Annotated in this window: 21 protein-coding genes; 10 read left to right on the forward strand and 11 right to left on the reverse strand. The window is 60.5% G+C overall.

Annotation, left to right across the window (positions count from 1 at the left end; genetic code table 11):
- The first annotated feature begins 235 nt into the window (after positions 1-235).
- From JFV30_RS24730 to JFV30_RS24745, 4 genes are all read left to right on the forward strand, one after another.
- A complete protein-coding gene (locus tag JFV30_RS24730) occupies positions 236-724 on the forward strand; it encodes a DUF3015 domain-containing protein (RefSeq protein ID WP_010174937.1) in 489 nt (162 codons plus the stop codon).
- Between the two features lie 93 nt (positions 725-817).
- Positions 818-2,671: an Lnb N-terminal periplasmic domain-containing protein gene (locus JFV30_RS24735; protein WP_201125407.1), complete on the forward strand. Its 1,854-nt coding sequence runs from the start codon at positions 818-820 to the stop codon at positions 2,669-2,671.
- A gap of 238 nt (positions 2,672-2,909) precedes the next feature.
- A complete protein-coding gene (locus JFV30_RS24740; RefSeq protein ID WP_169386343.1) occupies positions 2,910-3,266 on the forward strand; it encodes a hypothetical protein in 357 nt (118 codons plus the stop codon).
- Between the two features lie 70 nt (positions 3,267-3,336).
- Positions 3,337-3,834 carry a GreA/GreB family elongation factor gene (locus JFV30_RS24745; RefSeq protein ID WP_010174931.1) on the forward strand — a complete coding sequence of 166 codons (498 nt, stop codon included), beginning with the start codon at positions 3,337-3,339 and terminating at the stop codon, positions 3,832-3,834.
- Here the strand turns inward: JFV30_RS24745 and gdhA are convergent.
- On the reverse strand, positions 3,831-5,168 hold the full coding sequence (gdhA, locus tag JFV30_RS24750) for an NADP-specific glutamate dehydrogenase (protein WP_201125408.1): 1,338 nt from the start codon (positions 5,166-5,168) through the stop codon (positions 3,831-3,833). The two genes, JFV30_RS24745 and gdhA, sit on opposite strands and share 4 nt — an antisense overlap.
- 349 nt (positions 5,169-5,517) lie before the next feature.
- Positions 5,518-7,182, reverse strand: a complete 1,665-nt coding sequence (gene ettA, locus JFV30_RS24755) for an energy-dependent translational throttle protein EttA (RefSeq protein WP_003215833.1) — start codon at positions 7,180-7,182, stop codon at positions 5,518-5,520.
- A 285-nt stretch (positions 7,183-7,467) separates the two neighbouring features.
- Between ettA and JFV30_RS24760 the strand changes: the two genes are divergently transcribed.
- Complete coding sequence (locus JFV30_RS24760; RefSeq protein ID WP_169386346.1) at positions 7,468-11,319, forward strand: bifunctional diguanylate cyclase/phosphodiesterase; 3,852 nt, start codon at positions 7,468-7,470, stop codon at positions 11,317-11,319.
- A 150-nt stretch (positions 11,320-11,469) separates the two neighbouring features.
- The gene (gene glyA / locus JFV30_RS24765) at positions 11,470-12,723 is read left to right on the forward strand and encodes a serine hydroxymethyltransferase (RefSeq protein WP_010174925.1); all 1,254 of its coding nucleotides are present in this window, start codon (positions 11,470-11,472) and stop codon (positions 12,721-12,723) included.
- Between the two features lie 135 nt (positions 12,724-12,858).
- On the opposite strand, the gene yjiA is transcribed toward glyA, so the two are convergent.
- The 3 genes from yjiA to JFV30_RS24780 form a co-directional block, all read right to left on the reverse strand.
- Positions 12,859-13,818, reverse strand: coding sequence for a GTPase (gene yjiA / locus JFV30_RS24770; protein WP_201125409.1), 960 nt, complete (start codon positions 13,816-13,818; stop codon positions 12,859-12,861).
- A gap of 125 nt (positions 13,819-13,943) precedes the next feature.
- Positions 13,944-14,141, reverse strand: coding sequence for a YbdD/YjiX family protein (locus tag JFV30_RS24775; RefSeq protein ID WP_003176208.1), 198 nt, complete (start codon positions 14,139-14,141; stop codon positions 13,944-13,946).
- A gap of 15 nt (positions 14,142-14,156) precedes the next feature.
- On the reverse strand, positions 14,157-16,223 hold the full coding sequence (locus JFV30_RS24780; RefSeq protein WP_010174921.1) for a carbon starvation CstA family protein: 2,067 nt from the start codon (positions 16,221-16,223) through the stop codon (positions 14,157-14,159).
- A gap of 173 nt (positions 16,224-16,396) precedes the next feature.
- On the opposite strand from JFV30_RS24780, the gene JFV30_RS24785 reads away from it, so the two are divergent.
- Positions 16,397-16,765: a PilZ domain-containing protein gene (locus JFV30_RS24785; protein WP_177043363.1), complete on the forward strand. Its 369-nt coding sequence runs from the start codon at positions 16,397-16,399 to the stop codon at positions 16,763-16,765.
- A 115-nt stretch (positions 16,766-16,880) separates the two neighbouring features.
- Here JFV30_RS24785 and radA read toward each other — a convergent pair whose 3' ends face one another.
- Genes radA through katB form a run of 3 tightly spaced genes read right to left on the reverse strand, consistent with a single transcriptional unit; the run spans position 16,881 to position 20,421 of the window.
- Positions 16,881-18,248: a DNA repair protein RadA gene (gene radA, locus JFV30_RS24790; RefSeq protein WP_201125410.1), complete on the reverse strand. Its 1,368-nt coding sequence runs from the start codon at positions 18,246-18,248 to the stop codon at positions 16,881-16,883.
- Positions 18,249-18,283: 35 nt separating this feature from the next.
- On the reverse strand, positions 18,284-18,823 hold the full coding sequence (locus JFV30_RS24795; RefSeq protein WP_201125411.1) for an ankyrin repeat domain-containing protein: 540 nt from the start codon (positions 18,821-18,823) through the stop codon (positions 18,284-18,286).
- A 56-nt stretch (positions 18,824-18,879) separates the two neighbouring features.
- Entirely contained in the window at positions 18,880-20,421 is a 1,542-nt protein-coding gene (katB, locus tag JFV30_RS24800; RefSeq protein WP_201125412.1) for a catalase KatB, read from the reverse strand.
- 286 nt (positions 20,422-20,707) lie between these two features.
- Between katB and mscL the strand changes: the two genes are divergently transcribed.
- Positions 20,708-21,124, forward strand: coding sequence for a large-conductance mechanosensitive channel protein MscL (mscL, locus tag JFV30_RS24805; RefSeq protein ID WP_010174913.1), 417 nt, complete (start codon positions 20,708-20,710; stop codon positions 21,122-21,124).
- Between the two features lie 42 nt (positions 21,125-21,166).
- Here the strand turns inward: mscL and JFV30_RS24810 are convergent, their stop codons facing one another.
- Positions 21,167-21,943, reverse strand: coding sequence for a ferredoxin--NADP reductase (locus JFV30_RS24810; protein ID WP_201125413.1), 777 nt, complete (start codon positions 21,941-21,943; stop codon positions 21,167-21,169).
- Positions 21,944-22,388: 445 nt separating this feature from the next.
- On the opposite strand from JFV30_RS24810, the gene JFV30_RS24815 reads away from it, so the two are divergent.
- A complete protein-coding gene (locus JFV30_RS24815) occupies positions 22,389-23,099 on the forward strand; it encodes a helix-turn-helix transcriptional regulator (RefSeq protein ID WP_201125414.1) in 711 nt (236 codons plus the stop codon).
- A gap of 125 nt (positions 23,100-23,224) precedes the next feature.
- Positions 23,225-24,349 carry a methyltransferase gene (locus JFV30_RS24820; protein ID WP_201125415.1) on the forward strand — a complete coding sequence of 375 codons (1,125 nt, stop codon included), beginning with the start codon at positions 23,225-23,227 and terminating at the stop codon, positions 24,347-24,349.
- 41 nt (positions 24,350-24,390) lie between these two features.
- Here JFV30_RS24820 and JFV30_RS24825 read toward each other — a convergent pair whose 3' ends face one another.
- Positions 24,391-24,558 carry a DUF2474 domain-containing protein gene (locus tag JFV30_RS24825; RefSeq protein WP_010174906.1) on the reverse strand — a complete coding sequence of 56 codons (168 nt, stop codon included), beginning with the start codon at positions 24,556-24,558 and terminating at the stop codon, positions 24,391-24,393.
- Positions 24,559-24,570: 12 nt separating this feature from the next.
- Complete coding sequence (gene cydB, locus JFV30_RS24830) at positions 24,571-25,578, reverse strand: cytochrome d ubiquinol oxidase subunit II (RefSeq protein WP_008432810.1); 1,008 nt, start codon at positions 25,576-25,578, stop codon at positions 24,571-24,573.
- Position 25,579: the final 1 nt, after the last annotated feature.

Raw genomic sequence — 25,579 nt, forward strand, 5'->3', positions numbered from 1 at the left:
GCATTCTGGCGCCGGGTTGGGCCGGCTGGCAAGGCACGGCTTAGGGAAAGCATAGACCCGGCTTTGAGGCTGTAAAAAAACCGAGTGTTTCCGGCTTGTTTCACAAAAAGTAACGGAACCCTTGGATCGTGCCTAAACTCCAACCTGCTGCGGGTTGGACTAATAACCGACCCCTAGGGTGCTGTCAGGCACCTGAACCCTTGTCCATTGGTTTGCACACAAAGAGAACAAAGCTATGAAACGGATCCTTCTCGGTACTCTCTTCACCGTAGTCTCCCTCAATGCAATGGCTGAAGCGCCAGGTGGCCCGAACTGCGGTTGGGGCAACATGTTGTTCGAAGGCCAACGCGGCACTCCCGCTCACTTCCTGGCTTCCACCACCAACGGTACCTCGGGGAACGCCACCTTCGGCATGACCTCGGGCACCAACGGCTGTAACACCAACAGCGCACTGACCTACGGTGGCAAATCGTGGATTGCCATGAATGGCATGATGAACGAGCTGTCCGAAGACATGGCCAAAGGTAACGGCGAAGCGCTGACTACCTACGCCGTGGTACTGGGCGTTGCTCCTGAAGACCGCGAGCACTTTGCCGCGGTGACTCACGAGCACTTCCAGCAAATCTTCAGCAAAGCTGACGTAACCGCTGATGACGTGCACAACAACACCCTGGCCGTACTGAAAGGCGACACCCGCCTGGCGAAATACGCTACCCAGGCTTAAGCTCGACCCGCCCGTGCCTTTCGAGGCACGGGTTTTATTATTTTTGGACCTGCCTCCCCTTTGGGTCTTTTTATCTCGACTTAAGTTGCCCACATGCTCAAACGCCTTGCCTACCTGGCACTCTTCGCCTGCGCCCCGCTGTATGCGGCACCGCACCTTGATGATCAACGTTTGCAGCAACTGGCCAACGAGCCGTTCTGGCTCTCGCTGGGGCATTACGAATCCGGCAAGTTCGAAGGCTGGCGCAGTTATGTCAGCGACAAGAAATTCTTCCTCGCCCCCGATGGCGCCCACCATCCGGACCAGGAGCTGAAGGCCACCGTAGAAGCACTCTATGCTCCGGCCAGCCTCGGTGAAAAGCACGCCCAATGCGTTTACCCCGCACGTACCCGTTGGCTCAAGGACCAGTTGCACCTGACTGACCTGCCGGCGCTGGACTGCAAGGAATTCAAGCAATGGTTCAAGGACGTCGCCCCCCACAGCGCGGTGATGATCTTCCCGGCGGCTTACCTCAACAGCCCGTCGTCAATGTTCGGCCACACCCTGCTGCGCATCGACCAGGCTGACGTGCAGAGCAACAACACCGCCCTGCTCAGCTACGCGATCAACTTTGGCGCCTATATCGAAGGCTCGGACAACAGCATCCTCTACGCCTGGAAAGGCCTGATGGGCGGTTATCCCGGCCTGTTTGCGCTGGTGCCCTACCAGGAAAAGCTCTCGGAATACCGTAGCCTGGAGAACCGCGACCTGTGGGAATACCGCCTGAACCTGACCCAGGTCGAGACCGAGCGCATGGTCGAGCACGTGTGGGAACTCAAACAGATCCAGTTCGACTACTTCTTCTTCGACGAAAACTGCTCCTATCGCCTGCTGGAACTGCTGCAAGTGGCCCGCCCAACGCTGCGGCTGACCGAACAATTCCCGCTGACCGCGATTCCTACCGACACTGTGAAAGCCGTGAAAGAAGCCGGCCTGGTGGAGAAAATCGACTATCGCCCGTCCCGTGAACGCGAACTGCTGGAACGTGCCAAGCCGCTGAGCAGTGATGAGCAGCAATGGGTGCTGAAGATCAGCGACGACCAGAAACAACTGCAGGAGCCGGCCTTCAAGGCCATCGCCAAAGACCGCCAGGCCCTGATCATCGACGCCGCCTACCGCCTCGGCCGCTACCGCGCCAACGGCCTGGAGCGCGACACCGAACGCTCCCAGCGCAGCTTCGAACTGCTGCGGGCGATCAACCAGAACCCGGCACCGGACCTGAAGATCGAACGCCCCGGCCTGCCCGAAGACGGCCACGAATCCCGCACCTGGCAAGCCGGCATCGGCACCCGGGGCGACAAGGCCTTCGGCGAATATGGCCTGCGCATGGCCTATCACGACCTGAACGACAACGCCGAAGGCTTCCCGCTGGGCGCGCAGATCGAAATCCTGCAAATGAAACTGCGCCAGTACGAAGGCAACCACTGGCAATTGCAGCAACTGGACCTGGCGACCATCCGCTCACTGACCCCGCGCAACGCGCTGCTGCAACCCTGGTCGTGGCAAGTGACCGGCGGCCTTGAGCGCGTGCCGGGCAAACATGACGATGAAACCCTGGTCAGCCACGTCAACGGCGGCGCCGGCGGCACCTGGCAGCTGCGCGACGACATGCTGGGCTTCGCCCTCGGCACCGTGCGCGTGGAACACAACAGCGACTTTGGCGAAGCCATCTCCCCGGCGGCCGGCTTCAACACCGGCGTGCTGTGGCGCAATCCGCTGGGCAACCTGAGCCTGGAAGCCAAGGGTGATTTCTTCACCAATGGCGAAGTACGGCGCAGTATCAGCCTGAATCAACAGTGGGAATTGTCCCGCAACCTGGGGTTGAGACTGAGTGCCCAGCGTGAATACAGCCACTTGGCGACACCGGTGAATGAAGTGATGCTGGAAGTGAAGTGGTATCACTACTGACCCCACTCTCCAGGAAAACACCTATCAAATGTGGGAGCAGGCTTGCCTGCGATGGCATCGCTGGTTTACGCCTGAGATACCGCGTCGCCTGCATCGCAGGCAAGCCAGCTCCCACATTTTGACCGCGTTACTTCAGAGGCAGCAGTGCCAACAGATTAATCACAGCCCTTTCACATCCCCCCAACGAATCGCCTTCTAAACTCCCCTCATCAGCCGCTCAACGGCCAGGGAGCAAGCGATGTGGCGGTACGCTGTAATGCTGGGCGTGTTGGCCCTGCTCTCGGGTTGCCAATCAACCCATGAGGATTTGCTGGCCAAGGGTTACCCACCCGCCTTCGCCGACGGCTATGACGACGGTTGCAGCAGCGGCCGCCAGGCCGCCGGGGTGATCACCGGGGAGTTTCGCAAGAACGTCCCCCGTTATCTGAAGGACCGCACCTACGCCGAAGGCTGGGATGACGGCTTCCGCCAGTGCAAGGCCATGCGCGAGAACGAAGACCTGAATGACTATAAGAACCGCCACTGGGACGACCGCGAACGTGCCTGGCAACAGGAAAAGGACCGCGACGCCGCCCGGGCCTTTCGCTCGCCATAGGTCGCTTTCAGACATCCAGCGAAACTAAACCCCTGCGACCATGGCCCAAACTCCATAGCAGGAGAATCCCATGAGTCGAGCGTTCGTCAATGAAGACAGCGCCGCTGCCCAGGCCAGCCAACCGGTAGAACGCCAGGTCAGCGCGCAACCCAATCACCTCACCGCCCGCGGGCTTGCGCAGTTGCAGGCCAAGGTGGCGCAGTTGCAGAACGAGCACAGCGAAGAGTCCGCCAAGGGCGAGCAGGCCGATAAACAGCGCCAGGCTGACCTTGAGCGGGATTTGCGTTACTTCAACCAACGCCTGCAAAGCGCGCAGGTGGTGGCGCCGGCGACCTCCACCGACAAGGTGCAGATCGGCAGTTGGGTGACCTTTGCCAATGAACAGGACGAAGAGCAGCGCATTCAGTTGGTCGGCGAAGACCAGGCCGATGCCACGGTGGGCCTGATCAACTGGGGCTCGCCCCTGGGCCGGGCGCTGCTGGGTGCGCAGGTGGGTGACGAGGTGCTGTGGAAGCGCCCCGTCGGTGACCAGTTGATCGAAATCCTGCGCATCGAGCCCGAGGCTTAAACGATGCCTTGGGCCAGCATCGCATCCGCAACTTTCACAAAGCCGGCGATGTTGGCACCCTTCACGTAGTTGACCCGACCGTTCTCTTCGCCGTAATGCACGCACGCATGGTGGATCGACTGCATGATGTTGTGCAGCTTGCTGTCCACTTCGCCGGCGGTCCACAGCAGGCGCATGGCGTTCTGCGACATTTCCAGCCCGCTCACCGCCACGCCGCCCGCGTTGGATGCCTTGCCCGGCGCGAACAGGATGCCGGCCTCGATAAAGATATCCACCGCCTCCAGGGTGGTGGGCATGTTGGCGCCTTCGGCCACGCACACGCAGCCATTGCGCAACAGGGTGCGCGCCGCTTCGGCGTCCAGTTCGTTCTGGGTCGCACAGGGCAGCGCGATATCGCAGGCCAGCTCCCACGGCGCCTTGCCGGCACGGAATTCCAGGCCAAAACGCGCCGCCAGTTCGCTGATGCGCCCGCGCTGTACGTTTTTCAGCTCCAGCAGCGCGGTCCATTGTTCTTCGGTCAAACCGCTTTCGCAGTACAGGGTGCCTTCGGAGTCCGACAGGGAAATCACCTTGCCCCCCAGGTCCATGACCTTGCGCGCCGCGTATTGGGCGACGTTGCCGGAACCGGAGATGGCCACGCGCTTGCCTTCGACCCGCTCGCCATTGCGCTTGAGCATTTCCTCGGCGAAGTACACACAGCCAAAACCGGTGGCTTCCGGGCGGATCAGGCTGCCGCCGTAGCTCATGCCCTTGCCGGTCAGCACCGAGGTGAACTGGTTGCTCAGGCGTTTGTATTGGCCGAACAGGAAGCCGATCTCGCGGGCGCCCACGCCGATATCACCGGCGGGCACATCCACGTCCGAGCCGATATGGCGATACAACTCGCTCATGAACGCCTGGCAAAAGCGCATCACCTCGGCGTCGCTCTTGCCCTTGGGATCGAAGTCCGAACCGCCCTTGCCGCCGCCCATGGGCAGCGAGGTCAGGGAATTCTTGAAGGTTTGCTCGAAGGCGAGGAATTTCAGCACGCCCAGGTTGACCGACGGGTGGAAACGCAGGCCGCCTTTGTAAGGGCCGATGGCGCTGTTCATCTGGATCCGGAACCCGCGGTTGACCCGCACTTTGCCCTGGTCATCTTCCCACGACACCCGGAACACAATCGCACGCTCCGGCTCGCAGATGCGCTCCAGGATGCCCGAGTTCAGGTAGTGAGGATTGGCCTCAAGAAACGGCCACAAACTGCGCAGGACTTCTTCCACGGCCTGGTGGAATTCGGGCTGGTCGGGGTCGCGTTTTTTGAGGCGGGCAAGGAAGGATTCAACGGATTCGATCATGAAAAGTCTCGGCAAATTTATTGTCGTTAAAGGAGATTTGTCCCGGACTTTATCAACTCATGCCGCACCGCGACAGGGCAAAATGTCGCCTTTGTGAATTTAAATGGTGCATTTGATATAAATTAAGGCAGTTTTTGCACCTTAATGAGGATTTCAATCCAAGTTTCGCACCAACAAATGAACCGCTATCGCAGGCAAGCCAGCTCCCACATCTGGCCGCGTACATTCAAGACAACGCGGTCGAATGTCGGAGCTGGCTTGCCTGCGATGCAGACGACGCGGTCCACCTGAAAACACGCAAAAAAAAACGGAGCCCGAAGGCTCCGCTTTTTCAAACCACCAACCCGAATCAGGCCAGTTTCTTGTGCCGTACACGATGCGGCTGGGCAGCGGCTTCGCCGAGGCGTTTCTTGCGATCGGCTTCGTATTCGGTGTAGTTGCCTTCGAAGAACACCGCCTGGGAGTCGTCTTCGTAGGCCAGGATGTGAGTGGCCACACGGTCAAGGAACCACCGATCGTGAGAGATCACAATGGCGGCGCCCGGGAAGTCCAGCAGGGCTTCTTCCAGGGAACGCAGGGTTTCAACGTCGAGGTCGTTTGACGGTTCGTCGAGCAGCAGGACGTTGCCGCCCTCTTTCAAGGTCAGGGCCAGGTGCAAGCGACCGCGCTCACCACCGGACAGGTCCTTGACGAACTTCTGCTGGTCGCCGCCCTTGAAGTTGAAGCGACCCACATAGGTGCGCGACGGGATTTCATAGTTGCCGATACGGATCTGGTCGGAACCGTCGGAAATCTGCTGGAACACCGTCTTGCTGCCGTCGAGGTCGTCGCGGCTCTGGTCCACGCACGCCAACTGCACGGTTTCGCCGACTTCGATGGTGCCCGAGTCCGGTTGTTCCTTGCCCATCAGCATGCGGAACAGCGTGGATTTACCCGCACCGTTACCGCCGATCACACCAACGATGGCGCCTTTGGGCATGGAGAACGACAGGTTGTCGATCAACACGCGATCGCCGTAGCCTTTGCAGACGTTCTTGAACTCAATGACCTTGTCACCCAGGCGCGGACCGGCCGGGATGTAGATCTCGTTGGTCTCGGAACGCTTCTGGAATTCCTGGGATTGCATCTCTTCGAAACGCGCGAGACGGGCCTTGGATTTCGACTGACGCGCCTTGGCGCCTTTACGCACCCATTCCAGCTCGTCTTTCATGGCCTTTTCATGGGCCGACTGCTGCTTGGATTCGGCCGCCAGACGGTCGGACTTGGCTTCCAGCCAACCGGAGTAGTTACCCTCGTAAGGGATGCCGGCACCGCGGTCGAGTTCCAGAATCCAGCCGGCCACGTTGTCCAGGAAGTACCGGTCGTGCGTGATCGCAACCACGGTGCCCGGGAAGTCGTGGAGGAAATGCTCCAGCCAGGCGACGGAATCGGCGTCCAGGTGGTTGGTGGGTTCGTCGAGCAACAGCATGTCAGGGGCGGACAGCAGCAGGCGGCACAGGGCCACACGACGCTTTTCACCACCGGACAGGTGTTCAACCTTGGCGTCCCACGCCGGCAGGCGCAGCGCGTCGGCGGCGACTTCCAGCTGGCGGTCCAGGTTGTGACCGTCTGCGGCTTGCAGGATGGCTTCGAGCTTGGCCTGTTCTGCCGCCAGTTTGTCGAAGTCGGCATCTTCTTCAGCGTAGGCCGCGTAGACCTCGTCCAGGCGCGCCTGGGCGTTCTTGATCACGCTGACGGCTTCCTCGACCACTTCACGCACGGTCTTGGTCGGGTCCAGGATCGGCTCTTGCGGCAGGTAGCCGATGTTCAGGTCGGGCATCGGGCGGGCTTCGCCGTCGAATTCGGTGTCGACGCCGGCCATGATTTTCAACAGGGTGGATTTACCCGAACCGTTGAGACCGAGCACGCCGATCTTGGCGCCCGGGAAGAAGGACAGAGAAATGTTTTTCAGGATTTCCCGCTTCGGCGGAACAACTTTTCCCAGCCGATGCATGGTGAAGACGTATTGAGCCATGGTGAACCTAGCGTCAGTGACTGATGAATTAAGCGGGCGAAACCCGTGCCAGGCCATGCGCCGCGCGGGCCGTTGATGTCTATCAATGCCTGCGTGCGGTAGATGCCTGATTGTCTGGGGCTGGAACGCCCTCGCGTAACCGGCAAAGCTACCTGAATGCGGGTGGGCAGTCCAGCCAGGCGGGGCTGGCACTTTGCCACAACACAAGGCATGCTAGCCGCCCTCCGGGCGTCCGGCTTATAGTGCACGTCGCGCGCCAGTCCAGCCAAACCGCAGGATCACAGTTTGTCCAACGTCACGCCGCCCACTCCCCTGCGCGCCGCTCATATAGCGCCGGGAGCGCCCCTGCACGGAACCCTGAAGGGCGCATTGGCGACGCTTGTCCTGCTGCTGCTCGCGTTATTGTTCTGGCAACTGCTGGACCAGTTGCAGCAAAACCAGAAAAACCAGCAGCAATACACCATCGACTACAGCGCCGACCTGGCCGAACAGATCAGCCTGAACATGGCCCTCAGCGCGCAAATCGCCCTGAACCTGCTACCGATCGTCGAGCCGCCCCGGGACACCGAACAGCAACAAATCCTGATGCGCACCCTGCAACGCTCCCTGCCGGAGTTGCGCAGCGTCGCCCTGCTCGCCCCCAGCGGCGCGATGATCAGTGACAGCGCCAGCGACAGCCAGGACAGCGCGTGGCTTGAAGAACTGGTCAAGCGCAGCCACGCCCAGTCCTATTACCTGAGCAACAACAACGACGGCACCGTCATCTACCTGCTGCTGCACCAGCCCAGCGGCGGCACCAAGATGTACTGGGCCCTGCGCCTGGCGCCCAATTACCTGGCCAACCTGACCCGCCAGGACGGCCAGGGCCAGCGCCCCATGTGGGTCATCGAAAACCGCCTCAACCACCGCGTGGTCAGCCGTGACAGCGGCATGCCGGCCCAATGGGCCTCGTCGCTGACCCCGGACGAATTGAACAAAAGTGTACTGGTCACGCCCCTGAGCAAGAGCGACTGGCAACTGCGCGGCCTGTTCGACCGCGCTGCCGTGCTGGAACAACTGCTGCCGGCCTTTATTGGCAAATGCCTGCTGGGCCTGGCCTTCTCGCTGATCCCGGTGATCGTGCTGCTGAACATGCGCCGCCGCCAGCGCCAGGTGCACGAGGGGCGGCGCCGCTACCAGGATATTTTCGAAGGTACCGGGGTGGCGCTGTGCGTGCTGGACCTGTCTGGCCTGCGTGCCTTCTTCGATAGAGCCCGACTGCAAACCCGCGAACAGTTGCAACAGTTACTGCAAGACAGCCCGGAGCAACGCCAGCAATTGCTCAAGGAACTGCGCATTACCGAGGTCAATCAGGTGGCGGTGCGCCTGCTGAATGTCGCCTCTTGCGAGCAAGCCTGGGAACGCCTGATCGACGCCTGCCCGTCGAGCCCTACCGCCATCGGCCACCAGGTGATCGACGCGGTACTGACCCAACAGAAACAGCTCGAACTGGAAATCCAGCTCAGCGACGTCGCAGGCAACGACCAATACCTGTGGCTGGTGATGCGCCTGCCAGAGCAACAGGACGACTTCAAGGCGGTGATCCTGAGCATCAGCGACATCACCAGCCGCAAGCTGATCGAGCTGTCGCTGGTGGAGCGCGAGGGTTTCTGGTCGGACGTGGTGCGCACCGTGCCCGATCACCTGTATGTGCAGGACGTGATCAGCCAACGGATGATTTTCAGCAACCACCACCTTGGCCACACCCTGGGCTACAACAAGCCCGAACTGCAGCAAATGGGCGAGTATTTCTGGGAAATCCTGCTGCACCCCGAAGACGCCGAGCGCTACCACGACCTGCGTCAGCAACAGCGCCAGGCCGGCTACCTCAGCCAGTTGCAGTGCCAGCTGCGCTTTCGTCACCGCAACAACCAATGGCGGCGCTTCGATATCCGCGAACAGGCCCTGGCCCGGGACAAGACCGACCAGGTGACGCGCATTATCGGCGTGGCCAAGGACATCACCGACCAGATCGAGGCCAGCGAATCCCTGCGGGACAGCGAACAGCGCTACCGCATGCTGGCCGAAAGCATCAGCGACGTGATCTTTTCCACCGACAGCAAGCTGGCCCTCAACTACGTCAGCCCTTCGGTGAACGCGGTGCTGGGTTATGACGTTGACTGGATCTTTGAAAACGGCTGGCAATCGACCATCGCCAACCCGCAGCAACTGACCGGCATCTACTCCCTGGTGGAGCAAGTCAGCCGCGCCCTGGACCAACCCGAATCCCTGGCGGCCTTGCGCAACGACGTGCAGACCCAGTTGTTCCTGTTCGACTGCCTGCGCGCCGACGGGCGCAAGATCCCCATCGAGCTGCGCCTGGTGCTGGTGTGGGACGAGCACGGCGCGTTCGAAGGCATCCTCGGCGTGGGGCGCGATATCAGCCAGCAACGCCGCGCGGAAAAAGACCTGCGCATGGCGGCCACGGTATTCGAACACTCCACCTCGGCGATCCTGATCACCGACCCGGCCGGCTATATCGTGCAGGCCAACGAGGCCTTCAGCCGGGTCAGCGGTTATGCGGTGGCGGACGTGCTCGACCAGTTGCCGAACATGCTCACCGTCGACGAACAGCAGGAAGCTCACCTGCGCTACGTGCTCAAGCAATTGCACCAGCACAGCACCTGGGAAGGCGAAGTGTGGCTCAAGCGCCGCAACGGCGAGCATTACCCGGCCTGGGTCGGGATTACTGCCGTGTTCGATGACGAAGGCGACCTGGCCAGCTACGTGTGCTTCTTCAGTGACATCAGCGAGCGCAAGGCCAGCGAACAGCGGATCCACCGCCTGGCCTACTACGACGCCCTGACCCACCTGCCCAACCGCACGCTGTTCCAGGACCGCCTGCACACCGCGTTGCAGTCGGCGGAACGGCAGAAGTCGTGGGTGGTGCTGATGTTCCTCGACCTCGACCGCTTCAAGCCGATCAACGACTCCCTCGGCCACGCCGCCGGCGACCGCATGCTCAAGGAAATGGCCACCCGCCTGCTGGGTTGCGTGGCCGAAGACGACACCGTGGCGCGCATGGGCGGCGACGAGTTCACCTTGCTGCTGCAGCCACGGGTCAACCGTGAAATGGCGCTGAACCGCGCGATTCACGTGGCCGAGCAGATCCTGGCCAGCCTGGTGAAGCCGTTTGTGCTGGAGGGCCGCGAGTTCTTCGTGACCGCCAGTATCGGCATCGCCTTGAGCCCGCAGGACGGCAACGAGCTGAGCCAGTTGATGAAGAACGCCGACACGGCGATGTACCACGCCAAGGAGCGCGGCAAGAACAACTTCCAGTTCTACCAGGCCGACATGAACGCCAGCGCCCTGGAGCGGTTGGAGCTGGAAAGCGACCTGCGCCACGCCCTGGAACAGAACGAATTCGTGCTCTATTACCAGCCGCAGTTCAGCGGCGACGGTAAACGCCTGACCGGCGCCGAAGCCCTGCTGCGCTGGCGCCATCCACGTCGCGGGCTGGTGCCGCCGGGGGATTTCATCCCGGTGCTGGAAGAGTTGGGACTGGTGGTGGACGTAGGCGACTGGGTGATCAGCGAAGCCTGCCGTCAACTCAAGACCTGGCACCAGAACAAGGTGCGGGTGCCCAAGGTCTCGGTCAACATCTCGGCCCGGCAGTTCTCCGACGGGCAACTGGGGGAGCGCATCGCCACTATCCTCAAGGACACCGGCCTGCCGCCGGCGTGCCTGGAGCTGGAGCTGACCGAAAGTATCCTGATGCGCGAGGTCAATGAAGCGATGCAGATCCTCGCCAGCCTGAAAAACCTCGGCCTGAGCATTGCGGTAGACGACTTCGGCACGGGTTATTCGTCGCTGAACTACCTCAAGCAATTCCCCATCGACGTGCTGAAGATCGATCGCACCTTTGTCGACGGCCTGCCGTCGGGTGAGCAGGATGCGCAGATTGCCCGGGCGATTATCGCCATGGCCCACAGCCTGAACCTGGCGGTAATCGCCGAGGGCGTGGAAACCCATGAGCAACTGGACTTCCTGCGGGAGCACGGTTGTGACGAGGTGCAGGGCTACCTGTTCGGGCGGCCGATGCCGGCGAACCGGTTTGAGGCGCAGTTCAGCAACGATGCGCTGTTCATGTTCGACTAAGAGCGTGTGATGCGGCTTTTGTGGCGAGGGGGCACCACTCATCCCCAAGTGAATCCCGCTTGTCCGCGACATGATGTCCTTTCATATGCCATCTAAAACCCATTGGGTTAGAATGCGCTTCTTTTCTGCCCCCGATCCTTGAGGACCGCCATGTTCAGCCGTGATTTGACTATTGCCAAGTACGACGCCGATCTCTTTGCCGCCATGGAGCAAGAAGCCGTGCGCCAGGAAGAGCACATTGAGCTGATCGCTTCGGAAAACTACACCAGCCCTGCGGTTATGGAGGCTCAAGGTTCGGTTCTGACCAACAAGTACGCCGAAGGCTACCCAGGCAAGCGTTACTACGGTGGTTGCGAGTACGTCGACATCGTTGAGCAGCTGGCAATCGACCGCGCCAAGGAACTGTTCGGCGCCGATTACGCCAACGTCCAGCCACACGCCGGCTCCCAAGCCAACAGCGCCGTTTACCTGGCCCTGCTGCAAGCGGGCGACACCATCCTGGGCATGAGCCTGGCCCACGGCGGTCACCTGACCCACGGCGCCAGCGTTTCCTCCTCCGGCAAGCTGTACAACGCCGTTCAGTACGGCATCGACGGCAACGGCCTGATCGACTACGACGAAGTCGAGCGCCTGGCGGTTGAGCACAAGCCAAAAATGATCGTGGCCGGTTTCTCTGCCTACTCGCAGATCCTGGATTTCCCACGCTTCCGCGCAATCGCTGACAAAGTCGGCGCCTACCTGTTCGTCGACATGGCCCACGTGGCCGGTCTGGTCGCCGCTGGCGTCTACCCGAACCCGGTGCCATTCGCTGACGTAGTGACCACCACGACCCACAAGACCCTGCGCGGTCCACGTGGCGGCCTGATCCTGGCGCGCGCCAACGCCGAGATCGAGAAGAAGCTGAACTCCGCCGTTTTCCCGGGCGGCCAAGGTGGCCCGCTGGAGCACGTGATCGCCGCCAAAGCGATCTGCTTCAAGGAAGCCCTGCAGCCTGAGTTCAAGACCTACCAGCAGCAAGTGGTGAAAAACGCCAAGGCCATGGCCGGTGTGTTCATCGAGCGCGGTTTTGACGTGGTGTCCGGCGGTACTGAAAACCACCTGTTCCTGCTGTCGCTGATCAAGCAGGACATCTCCGGTAAAGACGCTGACGCCGCACTGGGCAAAGCCTTCATCACCGTGAACAAGAACTCGGTACCGAACGACCCACGTTCGCCGTTCGTCACCTCCGGCCTGCGCTTCGGCACCCCGGCTGTGACTACTCGTGGCTTCAAGGAAGCAGAGTGCAAGGAACTGGCTGGCTGGATCTGCGACATCCTGGCTGACCTGAACAACGAAGCAGTGATCGACGCTGTGCGTGAGAAGGTCAAGGCCATCTGCAAGAAGCTGCCGGTATACGGCGCTTGATTGCAGTGGGTTGAATGAAAAGCCCGGCCTTTGCGCCGGGCTTTTTTGTGCCTGGAAACCCTGCTTTCTCAGCCTGAAATGCAATCAAATGTGGGAGCGGGCTTGCCCGCTCCCACATTTTGACTGCGTTTCAACTCAGGGTTGGTAAACCCGTGCAAAGCCTTCGCGAATCTTCTCTTCCGGCAACTCGTCGGCAATAAACACAATCACACTTTCCCGCAACTCGCCTTCGGCCCATTCGGTGTCCCAATCGAACCCGTAAAGCTTCAGCACGCCCTGGAACACCATGCGCCGGTCTTCCCCGGCAATGTTCAGCACGCCCTTGTAGCGCAGCAGTTGCTTGCCGTGGTCTTCCAGCAGTTCGTTCATGAACTCGCTGAGCTTGTCGATATCCAGCGGCTGGTCGGTGCGCAGCACCAGGCTGGAAATACGGTCGATGGACGGCGCCTGGCTTACCGGGCGCAGGCTCATCCCGGCGTTCAGGTTAAAGCCGCGCACATCCAGCAGTTCGGCGAGGTCGATCTTGCCGTGCTCCACCACACGAATCGGTGCCCGGCGGTTGATGCGGGTCAGGCGCTCGCTCAGGGCGTCGAAGGTGGCGTCGTCCACCAGGTCACGCTTGCTCACCAGCAGGCGGTCGGCAAACCCGATCTGCGCCTGGGCGATGGTCTGGGTCAGGTGGTGCTCGGCGTGGGCCGCGTCCACCAGGGTGATGATACCGTCGAGGATGTAGCGCTCGCGCAGTTCTTCATCGATGAAAAAGGTCTGGGCTACCGGGGCCGGGTCGGCCAGGCCGGTGCACTCGATCACCAGGCGGTCGAAAGCGATCTCGCCGCTGTCCAGGCGTTCCAGCAGCAGGTACAGGGCCTTGGTCAGGTCGGTGTGGATGGTGCAGCAAACGCAGCCGTTGGACAGGGTCATGACTTGCACCGGCTCGCTGCCCAGCAATTGGGTGTCGATACCGGCGTCGCTGAATTCGTTCTCGATCACGGCGATTTTCAAGCCGTGCTCGGCCTTGAGCAGGTGCCGCAACAAGGTGGTCTTGCCAGCGCCAAGAAAGCCGCTGAGGACGGTGACGGGGATGGGGGTTAACAAAACAACGATCTCCCATGCGCTAAAAGAAATGTAGGAGCCCGGCTTGCCGGCGATGGCGGTCTGAAGATCGCTATCGCCGGCAAGCCGGGCTCCTACAGTAGGGTGTTGGGCTCAAATGCGGTGCTTCAACAGCACTTGGGCCCGCCCTTGCCGCCGTAACGGGCTTCCTGGCGTTCCCGGAAGAACGCCTTGTAGTCCATCATCGGCTTGTCCGGGTGTTTGGTTTGCATATGCTCGACGTAGGTGTCGTAGTCGGGCATGCCGACCATCAGGCGCGCGGCCTGACCGAGGTATTTACCGAGGCGACTGATGTCATTGAACATGATTGCAATCCTCTATCAAGCGTCCGGGATGGCCTGGTATGGCGCTTCTTTATCCGTACGTTCCTTTTTGCCCCAGGCGGCAATGCCGACCTTGAGCGCATAGAACAGGATGCTGAAGACCACGAACAGGAACAGCGCCGTCAGCGTTGCGTTGGTGTAGGCGTTCCAGATCACGTGCTGCATCTGGTCGATGCTCTTGGCCGGTGCGAGGATCTGGCCGCCGGCCAGGGCATCGCTGTATTTCTTGGCCAGCGACAGGAAGCCGATCGCCGGGTTGGCGTCGAACAGCTTGATGAAGCCTGCGGTCACGGTGCAGATCAGCAGCCAGACTGCCGGCAGCATGGTCACCCAGATGTAGCGCTGGCGTTTCATTTTGATCAGCACAACGGTGGCGAGCATCAGCGCGATACCGGCCAGCATCTGGTTGGAGATACCGAACAGCGGCCACAAGGTGTTGATGCCGCCCAGTGGGTCGATCACGCCTTGATACAGCAGGTAACCCCACATGGCCACGCAACCTGCGGTGGCAATCAGGTTGGCCGTCCAGGACTCGGTACGCTTGAGCGCCGGTACGAAGGAGCCGAGCAGGTCCTGAAGCATGAAGCGACCGGCACGGGTACCGGCGTCCACTGCGGTCAGGATGAACAGCGCTTCGAACAGGATCGCAAAGTGGTACCAGAACGCCATGGTGTTTTCACCCGGCAGTACGCTGTGCAGGATCTGCGCGATACCGACCGCCAGGGTCGGCGCACCGCCGGCACGGGCCAGGATGGTGGACTCGCCGATGTCATGCGCCACTGCCTGCAACGCTTCCGGGGTAATCGCAAAACCCCAGCTGCTGACGGTTTGCGCAACGGTCACCACGTCACCGCCCACAATTGCGGCCGGGCTGTTCATGGCGAAGTACACGCCAGGCTCGATCACCGAAGCGGCAACCATTGCCATGATGGCCACGAACGACTCCATCAACATGCCGCCATAACCGATGTAACGGGCGTGCCCTTCACTGGCCAGCAACTTGGGCGTAGTGCCCGAGGAGATCAGCGCGTGGAAGCCCGACACCGCGCCACAGGCAATGGTGATGAACAGGAACGGAAACAGGCCGCCCTTCCACACCGGACCGGTGCCATCGATAAACTGGGTCAGCGCCGGCATTTTCAGCTCTGGCATGGTCACCAGAATGCCGATCGCCAGGGCGATGATAGTGCCGATTTTCAGGAAGGTAGACAGGTAGTCGCGTGGCGCGAGAATCAGCCACACCGGCAGCACCGCCGCCACGAAACCGTAGCCGATCAACATCCAGGTAATCTGGATGCCGGTGAAGGTAAAGGCCTTGCCCCATACCGGGTCAGCGGCAATCTGCCCGCCCAGCCAGATCGAGCCCAGCAGCAACAGCACGCCGATGATCGAGATCTCGCCGATGCGGCCCGGGCGGATGTAGCGCATGTAAATGCCCATGAACATCGCGATCGGGATGGTTGCCATCACCGTGAAGATGCCCCACGGGCTTTCGGCCAGGGCCTTGACCACGATCAGCGCCAGCACCGCGAGGATGATGATCATGATCAGGAAGCAGCCAAACAGCGCGATGGTCCCGGGCACGCGGCCCATCTCTTCGCGGACCATGTCCCCCAGGGAACGGCCGTTGCGACGGGTGGACAGGAACAGGACCATGAAGTCCTGCACCGCGCCCGCCAGCACCACGCCGGCGATCAGCCATAACGTACCGGGCAGGTAGCCCATCTGCGCCGCCAGTACCGGACCGACCAAAGGCCCAGCGCCGGCGATTGCCGCGAAGTGGTGACCGAAAAGGATGTGTTTGTTGGTCGGCACATAGTCCAGACCGTCGTTGTTGAGCACAGCGGGGGTAGCCCGCAGTGGATCGAGCTGCATCACATGGTTAGCGATGAACAGACTGTAGTAACGGTAAGCAACCAGATAAATGGCCACTGCTGCGACCACAATCCACAAGGCGTTGATCGCCTCGCCGCGGCGCAAGGCCACTACGCCCAGGGCGCACGCTCCTACGATTGCCAGCAGCAGCCAGGGTAGATGGCGTAGCAGGCTATTATTATTTTTCATTTTTATATTCCAGCCAGGGTGGACAGAAAGACAGCCATCCCGAGTTTAGCGCTACTGGCCTTAAAGGCCACCCCCCTACGTTGGTCTAGAGCCTTGCCGGGGCGAAAAAAGCAGAAATAATCGCCCCATGATGGCGCAGGGCTACAATTCTCTTATCCACAGAGGGTTTCACCATGAGCGAACAGCCTTCAGACCGACGCCGTTTCCGACGGATTGCCTTCGATGCCAAGACCGAGCTCACGCAAGACGGCCATGTCTGGCCGGTGCAACTGGTGGATTTGTCGCTCAAGGGATTGCTCGTGCAACGGCCCGAAGGCTGGCAGGGCCATCGCTACGAGTCGTTCGACGTGGATATTCATCTGGACGCCGAGACCGACGTGAAGATGCAAGTGCGGCTGACCCATGACGATCACGGGCAGTTGGGCTTTGTGTGCGAGCACATCGACCTCGACTCGATCAGCCACCTGCGGCGGATAATCGAGTTGAATCTGGGCGACCAGGCAGAGTTGGAGCGGGAATTCGCCGCCTTGCTGGAGATCTGAAAATGTGGGAGCTGGCTTGCCTGCGATGGCGGTGTGTCAGTTTGCATATCAATTAGCTGATACACCGCCATCGCGGGCAAGCCCGGCTCCCACAGGGGTGATGTGTGGCTGGCGATTATTCGAACAGGGCATCCAGCGCCTGCTCCAGGCGGGTCACTCCGATCACCTGCAGCCCCGGCGGCATTTCTTTCGGGGCATTGCCCTTGGGCACGATGGCGCGCTTGAAGCCGTGCTTGGCCGCTTCTTTAAGGCGCTCCTGCCCGCTCGGCACCGGGCGCACTTCACCCGACAGGCCCACCTCGCCAAATACCAGCAAGTCATGGGGCAACGGCCGGTTGCGCAGGCTGGACATCACCGCCGCCATCAACGCCAGGTCGGACGCGGTCTCCAGCACCTTGACCCCGCCCACCACGTTGAGGAACACGTCCTGGTCATGGGTGGGAATGCCGCCGTGGCGGTGCAGCACCGCCAGCAACATCGCCAGACGGTTCTGATCCAGGCCCAACGTGACCCGACGTGGGTTGGCCAGGTGGCTGTCATCCACCAGCGCCTGGACTTCCACCAGCATCGGCCGGGTGCCTTCCCACGTTGCCATCACCACGCTGCCTGGGACTTCTTCCTGTGCGCGGGTCAGAAAAATCGCCGACGGGTTGGAGACTTCCTTCAAGCCCCGGTCGGTCATGGCAAACACACCCAATTCGTTGACCGCGCCAAAACGGTTCTTCACCGCCCGCAACAATCGCAATCGGCCGTCGGACTCGCCTTCGAAATACAGCACGGTGTCGACCATGTGTTCCAGCACCCGTGGCCCGGCCAGCGCGCCTTCTTTAGTCACATGGCCGACCAGGAAAATCGCCGTGCCACTCTGTTTCGCGTAACGCACCAGCAATGCGGCACTTTCCCGCACCTGGGACACGCCACCCGGCGCCGATTGCAGTTGTTCGGTGAAAATCGTCTGGATCGAGTCGATCACCATCACCTTGGGCTTTTCCAGGCGCGCGGTGGCGATGATGCTTTCAATGCAGGTTTCGGTCATCACCCGCAGCTGGTCCTGGGGCAACCCCAGGCGGCGGGCGCGCATGGCCACCTGTTGCTGGGATTCTTCGCCGGTGACATACAGCGCCGGCATACGGCTGGCGATGCTGCACAGGGTTTGCAGCAGGATCGTGGATTTGCCGATGCCCGGGTCACCGCCGATCAGCACCACCGAGCCGTCCACCAGGCCGCCGCCCAACACCCGGTCCAATTCGCCGGAGGCTGTGGAGAAACGCGGGATTTCTTCGACGCTGACTTCAGCCAGGGTCTTGATCTGGGTTTGTTGCCCGGTCCAGCCGGAGCGGCCGCTGGGGGCCACGGCGCCGCCACTTTCAATCATGGTTTCGGTCAGGGTGTTCCACGCACCGCACTCAGTGCACTGGCCGGCCCACTTGGGAAAGGTCGCGCCGCACCCCGTGCAGCCATACATGCGCTTGGCCTTTGCCATTTGAGAACCTCCAACCGAAAAACCGCGATGATAGCTCAGCGCGGCGCCGGGGTACGGATTTCACCGCTGGCCAAACGTGAAGCGCTGTTACCGATCGGGTCTTCGGCGTTGAGATCGGCGCCCCTGGCTTTCAGTTCGTCCAGCAGTTCCACACGTTTGAACAGCCCGGCATACATGGCCGCCGTTTGTCCGGCGCCGTTGCGCTGGTCGGGGTTGCAGTCGGTGGCAAGCAGACGCTGGGCGATTTTCAGCTCTCCCTTGAAGATCGCCCCCATCAACGCGGTGTTGCCGCGCTTGTCCTGCACGCAGGCATCGGCGCCGGCGGCGAGCAATCGGTCCACGTAGGCACCCTCGCCGTGGTAGGCCGCGAGAATCAGCGCGGTGTAGCCTTTTTCGTCCTGGGTGTTCAGCGAATAGCCGGATTCGATGAAGGTATTGAGCATGTCCACGTCGCCACGGCGGGCCGCGTCGAAGTAGTAATCCTGGAGCTGTGTTTTCACCGCTTCCGGGTCGGACGACTCGGCATGAGCGGTAAAAGCCAGCAAGGCGGTGAATAAAGCGATGTAGATACGCATGGCGTTTCTCCTGCCTGGTGTCGACGCCCCCTCGGGCGCCGACAGGGGCTAACCCATCAGTCCGTCAGTTTTTCAGCCAGCGCCTTGACGCGGGCCAGGTCACCCTTGGCGACTTTGGTCACGCCGGTGCCGTACTCCGGATCAGCCTTGTAGAGGAACGACAGGATGATGTGCTTGCTCTCGTCATCGGTGGTGGCCAGGGAGCCGCCAAAGTTGTCGATCAAGTCCTGACGCTCTTTCTTGTTGAACGAGCGGTACAAATCACCGGCCTGCTTGAAGTTCTGCTCACGCTGGATCTTCGCCTGCTGGGTGCTGCCCGACAGGGCCGACTGGCTGTAACGGGCGGTTTGCGGCTCTTCCCGTGGCAGCAGGCGGCTAGGCTGGTAGTTCACGCCGGTGGTGGTTTTGCCGAAGTTCATCGCGCCGTCCTGGTTACCGTTATTGACGGTTACCCGGGATGCGTTGATCGGCAGTTGCAGGGCGTTTGGCCCCAGGCGGTACATTTGCGTGTCGGCATAGGAGAACACCCGGCCTTGCAGCAGGCGGTCTTCCGACGGCTCGATGCCCGGCACCAGGTTCGCCGGGGCCATGGCCACTTGCTCGGTTTCCTGGAAAACGTTGGCCGGGTTGCGGTTCAGCACCATTTGCCCGACTTTACGCTCCGGCACGTCTGGCCAGATCTTGGTGGCGTCCAGCGGGTCGAAATCAAACTTGGCCAAGTCCTCAGGTTTCAGCACTTGCACATACAAGTCCCACTTGGGGAAATCGCCCTTGTTAATGTGCGTGACCAAGTCATTGGTCATATGGCTGTAATCGCGGCCCTGGACTTCAACCACTTGTTTGGGATCGAGGTTCTTGATGCCTTGCAGGCTCTTCCAGTGAAACTTGACGTAGTGCACTTCGCCCTTGGCGTTAATCAACTTATAGGCATGTACACCGTTGCCATCCATCTCGCGATAACTGGCCGGTGTACCGGAGTCCGAATACAACTCGGTCAATGTGCGCGTGGACTCTGGAACATGGGAGAAGAAGTCAAAACGACGGGAATCGTCATCCAGGTTAGTGCGCGGGTCAGGTTTAAAGGCATGAACCATGTCCGGAAACTTGATGGCGTCACGAATAAAGAACGTCGGGAAGTTGTTGCCTACCAGGTCCCAGTTGCCTTCGGCAGTGTAGAACTTGGTGGCAAAGCCGCGCGGGTCACGCAGGGTTTCCGGCGAATGGTTGCCGTGAACGACCGCAGAGAAGCGCACAAACACCGGCGTGGCTTCACCGGCGGCAAATACCTTGGCCTTGGTCAGGTCGCTGAGGTTGTCGGTGACGGTGAATGTACCGTGGGCGCCGGTGCCACGGGCATGCACCACACGCTCCGGAATGCGTTCGCGGTCAAAGCGCTGCAACTTCTGGATCAGTTGCACGTCTTGCAACAGCACCGGGCCATTGGCCCCGGCAGTTTGCGAGTTCTGATTGTCACCGACCGCCGCGCCATTATCGCGGGTGAGGTTGGCGGCGTGTACGGACAGCGAAAGAAGACTGGCGCCCATTACAAGCAGCACCCGTCGCGCAGAAACAGGCCCGCGGCTAATAGGGTTTTTCATCGAGGTATCCTCTGGTTTTTTTAGTGCACATTGAGTTGTGCTTGCCAGAGGCTAGTGACCCGCGAGTCAGAAGATAAATAGAAAAGCCGTACCACCCCGATAAAGAAAATAGTGTGGTAACCCCCTGAAATAGCGGGTATTCCGCGCGCGATTGGTGGCACTTTGCAAACTATTTGCGTTTTAATGTGTCGATAAAAACGGACACTGTTAGCAGTTGTGTCGAGCAAGCCTCGCCACACTGTCTTACACTGGCTTCTACCTCCTCATCTGTAACAAGGAATAACCTATGGGCGTGTTAAGTGAGTTCAAGGCCTTCGCGGTCAAAGGTAATGTGGTCGACATGGCCGTCGGTATTATCATCGGCGCCGCCTTCGGGAAAATTGTTTCCTCGTTTGTAGGCGACGTAGTGATGCCCCCTATCGGTCTGTTGATCGGTGGTGTGGACTTCGGCGACCTGGCCGTCACACTCAAGGCCGCCCAGGGCGATGCGCCTGCAGTGGTGCTGGCGTATGGCAAGTTCATCCAGAGCGTGATCGACTTCGTGATCGTCGCGTTTGCAATCTTCATGGGTGTGAAGGCCATCAACCGCCTGAAGCGCGAAGAGGCCGTGGCGCCTACCTTGCCGCCGGTTCCTACCAAGGAAGAAGAGCTGCTGGGGGAGATCCGCGATCTGCTCAAGGCACAGAACAGCAAGCCCGAGTAAGCTCGGCAAATAAAGCAAAGGCGCCTTCGGGGCGCCTTTGTTTTACCAGTAGTTTTCCACGGCCACCTGGCCGGGGCGACGGGTCAGGCTCAGTTGCATGTCGCGTTGTTTGAGCAACTGGCGGGTGTCATCGATCATCTGCGGGTTGCCGCAAATCATCACCCTGGAATGCTCGGGGGTCAGCCCGACGCCGGCAGCGCGCTCCAGTTCGCCATTTTCGATCAGCGTGGTAATCCGTCCATTCAGTGCGCCCGGATGTTGCTCACGGGTGACGATGGGAACGTAAGTGAGCTTGTGGGCGTGTTCCGCCAGGTACTCGCGTTCACCCAGTTCATGGATCAGTGACTGATAGGCCAACTCCCGGGCCTCCCGCGCGCTGTAGACCAGGATGATGCGCTCGAATTTTTCCCACACCTCGAAGTCCTGCAGGATCGACAGAAACGGCGCAATGCCAGTCCCGGTGCCCAACAGCCAGAGATCGCGGCCATCCACAAACCGGTCAAGGGTGAGGAAGCCCGTAGCCTGGCGCTCCACCAACAAGGTATCGCCCGCACGCAGGCGGCTCAGTTCACTGGTGAACTCACCGCCCGGCACCACGATGGAGAAGAAATCCAGGTGCTCATCAAACGGCGAGGACACCACCGAATAGGCACGCCACACAATGCTGCCATCGGTCTTGGTGACGCCCAGGCGCACGAATTGGCCGGCGCGAAATCGAAAGCCCGGGTCCCGGGTCGTACGAAGGGTAAACAGGCTGGGGGTCAGGGATTGCACGTCAAGCAACGTCTGGCGGGTGAATTTTTCAGCACTGGCCGTCATGGGGAACTCCGTTTTGCACAGACCCCTAGTGTCCCTCAAAGCCGCGCCTGGAAACACCGCTGGTTTGTACTGGCATTGCTGCCACGAGGGGCTAGGGATGCAGGTTTTTTCTGAAAAGCTAAAATAGCAACCCTTCAATTTGTACTAACTATTTAGCTATTAGCTCACACCCAATCAGCGATTAGATGGTGTAAGGCATATAAACACCATCAAAGTGACATTAAGGACAAGCCATTAATAACACTAAACATTCCGCATTAAACACAGACAACTTATACAAAGCGTTTAATTCTGTAGAGCGCCTGGCCTTCTAAAAGCCCGTCGGGGATAACTAATTTTTCATTTTTACACCCGGCTCGTGTCCTACACTGATTTTCGGGTCGACCCTGAGAGGCGAGCAGTCCCAAGTCACAGATAGAAAGGGAAAACTCATGGAGATGTAGAAATGGTCAACTGGCGCAATACTCGCTTACCCAAACTGGAAGGCGAGAACGAAATCACCAGTATGTATGAAGCGGCCCTGAATCTTACCTACGAACTCGACTTTCAGTACTGCGGATTCACACTCAGTTCTCACCTGCCAAACAACCCAACGAAGACCGTCCGCATCAACAACTATTCAAATGAATGGAACACCCTCTACAAACAACAAGACTACTTTGACCTGGACCCCGTTGTGGCCCATTGCAAGCGCTCGGTGCTGCCGATCGTATGGGACGAAAAAACCTTTTCCTCGGTACCGGACTTATGGGTTCACGCCCAATCCCAAGGCTTGAATTTCGGATGGACCCAGTCAGTCCATGACTTTCAGGGGGTTTTCAGCATGCTGAGCCTGGGACGCGATACCGGCCCTGTAAGCCCTGAAGAACTTTACGAGAAAGCCGGGCAAGCCCTATGGCTTTGTCACGCCCTGCACGCGGTGGTGGCACAGAAGTATGCCGACAAGCCCGGCGTGCAAGCGCCCAGCAAATTGACCCCGCGCGAGACCGAAATCCTGCAATGGTCGGCCATGGGTAAAACCGCCTCGGACATTGCGACTATTCTCTGCCTGTCAGAACGCACGGTCGGCTTTCATATCAGCAGTGCCATGAAAAAGCTGGGCGTCTCGAACAAGATTGCCGCCGTGATGACCGCTGTCAAAGCGGGTCTGTTTTAAAACACCGAATGTAATCCCCTCAAAAAAAACGTAACATTTGCAGCCAGTTCCGGGTGATGACGCAAGCTCCAAGGGCCGCGTCGCCGTTCACCCAGATGGTCCGTTTACCCAGAGTCTCCCCCGCCATGCCCCTGCTCGACAGCGCCTTCGCCCAACTCGACCTGATCCGCCAGCCCGAACAGCACAACGACCCGTTGCAAGCCTTTGATGCGGCCGACGAGTATTTGCTCAGCCACCTGGCGGAACAGCAGCCGACCCCAGCCACTCGCGTGCTGGTGCTCAACGACAGTTTCGGCGCCCTGGCGGCCAGCCTCGAAGGGCATGTGCAGGTCACCTCCAGCGGCGACTCGTTCCTGGGTGCCCTGGGCCTGGAAAAAAACCTGGCGCGCAACGGCAAGGCCTTCGACGCGGTAACGTTCCTGCCCGCCAGCCAGACGCCGGTCGGGCCGTTCGACCGAGTACTGATCCGCGTACCCAAGACCCTGGCCCTGCTGGAAGAACAACTGATTCGCCTGCAGGGCCAACTGGCCCCAGGTGCCGAGGTGATTGCCGGGGCGATGGTCAAGCACCTGCCCCGCGCCGCCGGTGAATTGCTGGAGCGCTACATCGGCCCGATGCACGCTTCACTGGCGGTGAAAAAAGCCCGCCTGCTGATCGCCACCCTGGCCGACCGGCCACACGCCGTGTCGCCCTACCCTACGCGCTATAGCCTGGAAACCCCGGCCATCGAACTGCTCAACCACGCCAACGTGTTCTGCCGCGAAGGCCTGGACATCGGCACTCGCGCCTTTCTGCCACACCTGCCGAGCAACCTGGGCGGCGCCCGGGTTGCGGACCTGGGCTGTGGCAACGGCGTATTGGCGATTGCCAGCGCGCTGCAAAACCCCGAGGCGCAATACACGCTGGTGGACGAGTCTTATATGGCCGTGCAATCGGCGGCCGAGAACTGGCGCGCAGCGCTGGGCGAACGTGACGTGCTGATCCGCCCCGGCGATGGCCTGGCCGATCAAGCGCCGCAATCGTTGGACGTGGTGCTGTGCAACCCGCCGTTCCACCAGCAGCAGGTGGTGGGCGACTTCCTCGCCTGGCGCATGTTCCAGCAGGCGCGGGAAGCCCTGGTGGTCGGCGGCGCGCTGTATATCGTCGGCAACCGTCACTTGGGTTATCACACCAAATTGGCGCGCTTGTTCCGCGGCGTCGAGCAAGTGGCCACCACGCCGAAGTTCGTGGTGCTCAAGGCGCGTAAATAAAAAAGCCCTCCATAAAGGAGGGCAATACGTACAACGGGATGTCAGTGGGTGGTCAGGCCCGCGGCATTCATGAACATGCGCATCAGGCTGGCCACCACGAACAGGGCAACGACACTGCCGGTCCAGATCATCGCCAGCCAGCCCAGCCGCTGCCAGAGCGGCTTTTTCTCGGCCTGTTCGATGTCGTGCAACGAAGGTTTGCCGGACATGAGTCAATCCTCCTAGTGGTAACCGTCTTCGTGGGTGACCTTGCCGCGGAACACGTAGTAGCTCCAGAAGGTATAGCCCAGGATGAACGGGATGATGAACAGTGTGCCCACCAGCATGAAGCCCTGGCTTTGCGGCGGAGCGGCAGCGTCCCAGATCGATACCGATGGCGGGATGATGTTCGGCCACAGGCTGATACCCAAGCCGCTGTAACCGAGGAAGATCAGCACCAGCGTCAGCAGGAACGGCGTGTAGTGCGCATTGCGGGCCACGGCGCGAATCAGCCCGTACATGGTCACCAGCACCAGGATCGGCACCGGCAGGAACCAGAACAGGTTCGGCAGGGTGAACCAGCGCGAGGCGATTTCCGGGTGGGCCAGCGGCGTCCAGAGGCTGACGATACCGATCACCGCCAGCACCACGAATGCCAGGGGCCGTGCCAGGTTGTGCATCTTCTCCTGCAGGCTGCCTTCGGTCTTCATGATCAGCCAGGTGCAACCCAGCAGCGCGTACGCCACGATCAGGGCCACGCCACAGAACATCGTGAACGGCGTCAGCCAGTCCAGTGAGCCGCCGGCAAACTGGCGGTCGACCACCGGAATCCCATCAATGAACGCCCCCAGTGCCACGCCCTGGAAGAACGTCGCGGCCAGCGAGCCGCCGATGAAAGCCTTGTCCCACAGGTGACGCTTGTCGTCCTTGGCCTTGAAGCGGAACTCAAACGCCACACCGCGAAAGATCAGCCCGATCAGCATCAGCATCAGTGGCAGATAGAGCGCCGAGAGCACCACCGAGTAGGCCAGCGGGAACGCGCCAAACAGCGCCGCGCCCCCCAGTACCAGCCAGGTTTCGTTGCCGTCCCACACGGGGGCGACGGTGTTCATCATCACGTCACGGTCGGTCTTGCCCGGGATAAACGGGAAGAGAATGCCGATCCCCAGGTCGAAGCCGTCCATGACCACGTACATCATGATGCCGAAGATGATGATCACGGCCCAGATCAGCGGAAGATCAATACCCATG

Origin of the sequence: Pseudomonas sp. TH32 (assembly GCF_016650855.1) — a bacterium.
Taxonomy (GTDB): Bacteria; Pseudomonadota; Gammaproteobacteria; order Pseudomonadales; family Pseudomonadaceae; genus Aquipseudomonas.

Excerpts from the sequence above, each read along its gene's own strand:
- JFV30_RS24730 (WP_010174937.1), top strand. The coding sequence starts at position 236 with ATGAAACGGATCCTTCTCGGTACTCTCTTCACCGTAGTCTCCCTCAAT.
- JFV30_RS24735 (WP_201125407.1), top strand. The coding sequence starts at position 818 with ATGCTCAAACGCCTTGCCTACCTGGCACTCTTCGCCTGCGCCCCGCTG.
- JFV30_RS24740 (WP_169386343.1), top strand. The coding sequence starts at position 2,910 with ATGTGGCGGTACGCTGTAATGCTGGGCGTGTTGGCCCTGCTCTCGGGT.
- JFV30_RS24745 (WP_010174931.1), top strand. The coding sequence starts at position 3,337 with ATGAGTCGAGCGTTCGTCAATGAAGACAGCGCCGCTGCCCAGGCCAGC.
- gdhA (WP_201125408.1), bottom strand. The coding sequence starts at position 5,168 with ATGATCGAATCCGTTGAATCCTTCCTTGCCCGCCTCAAAAAACGCGAC.
- ettA (WP_003215833.1), bottom strand. The coding sequence starts at position 7,182 with ATGGCTCAATACGTCTTCACCATGCATCGGCTGGGAAAAGTTGTTCCG.
- glyA (WP_010174925.1), top strand. The coding sequence starts at position 11,470 with ATGTTCAGCCGTGATTTGACTATTGCCAAGTACGACGCCGATCTCTTT.
- JFV30_RS24775 (WP_003176208.1), bottom strand. The coding sequence starts at position 14,141 with ATGTTCAATGACATCAGTCGCCTCGGTAAATACCTCGGTCAGGCCGCG.
- JFV30_RS24780 (WP_010174921.1), bottom strand. The coding sequence starts at position 16,223 with ATGAAAAATAATAATAGCCTGCTACGCCATCTACCCTGGCTGCTGCTG.
- JFV30_RS24785 (WP_177043363.1), top strand. The coding sequence starts at position 16,397 with ATGAGCGAACAGCCTTCAGACCGACGCCGTTTCCGACGGATTGCCTTC.
- radA (WP_201125410.1), bottom strand. The coding sequence starts at position 18,248 with ATGGCAAAGGCCAAGCGCATGTATGGCTGCACGGGGTGCGGCGCGACC.
- JFV30_RS24795 (WP_201125411.1), bottom strand. The coding sequence starts at position 18,823 with ATGCGTATCTACATCGCTTTATTCACCGCCTTGCTGGCTTTTACCGCT.
- katB (WP_201125412.1), bottom strand. The coding sequence starts at position 20,421 with ATGAAAAACCCTATTAGCCGCGGGCCTGTTTCTGCGCGACGGGTGCTG.
- mscL (WP_010174913.1), top strand. The coding sequence starts at position 20,708 with ATGGGCGTGTTAAGTGAGTTCAAGGCCTTCGCGGTCAAAGGTAATGTG.
- JFV30_RS24810 (WP_201125413.1), bottom strand. The coding sequence starts at position 21,943 with ATGACGGCCAGTGCTGAAAAATTCACCCGCCAGACGTTGCTTGACGTG.
- JFV30_RS24815 (WP_201125414.1), top strand. The coding sequence starts at position 22,389 with ATGGTCAACTGGCGCAATACTCGCTTACCCAAACTGGAAGGCGAGAAC.
- JFV30_RS24820 (WP_201125415.1), top strand. The coding sequence starts at position 23,225 with ATGCCCCTGCTCGACAGCGCCTTCGCCCAACTCGACCTGATCCGCCAG.
- JFV30_RS24825 (WP_010174906.1), bottom strand. The coding sequence starts at position 24,558 with ATGTCCGGCAAACCTTCGTTGCACGACATCGAACAGGCCGAGAAAAAG.
- cydB (WP_008432810.1), bottom strand. The coding sequence starts at position 25,578 with ATGGGTATTGATCTTCCGCTGATCTGGGCCGTGATCATCATCTTCGGC.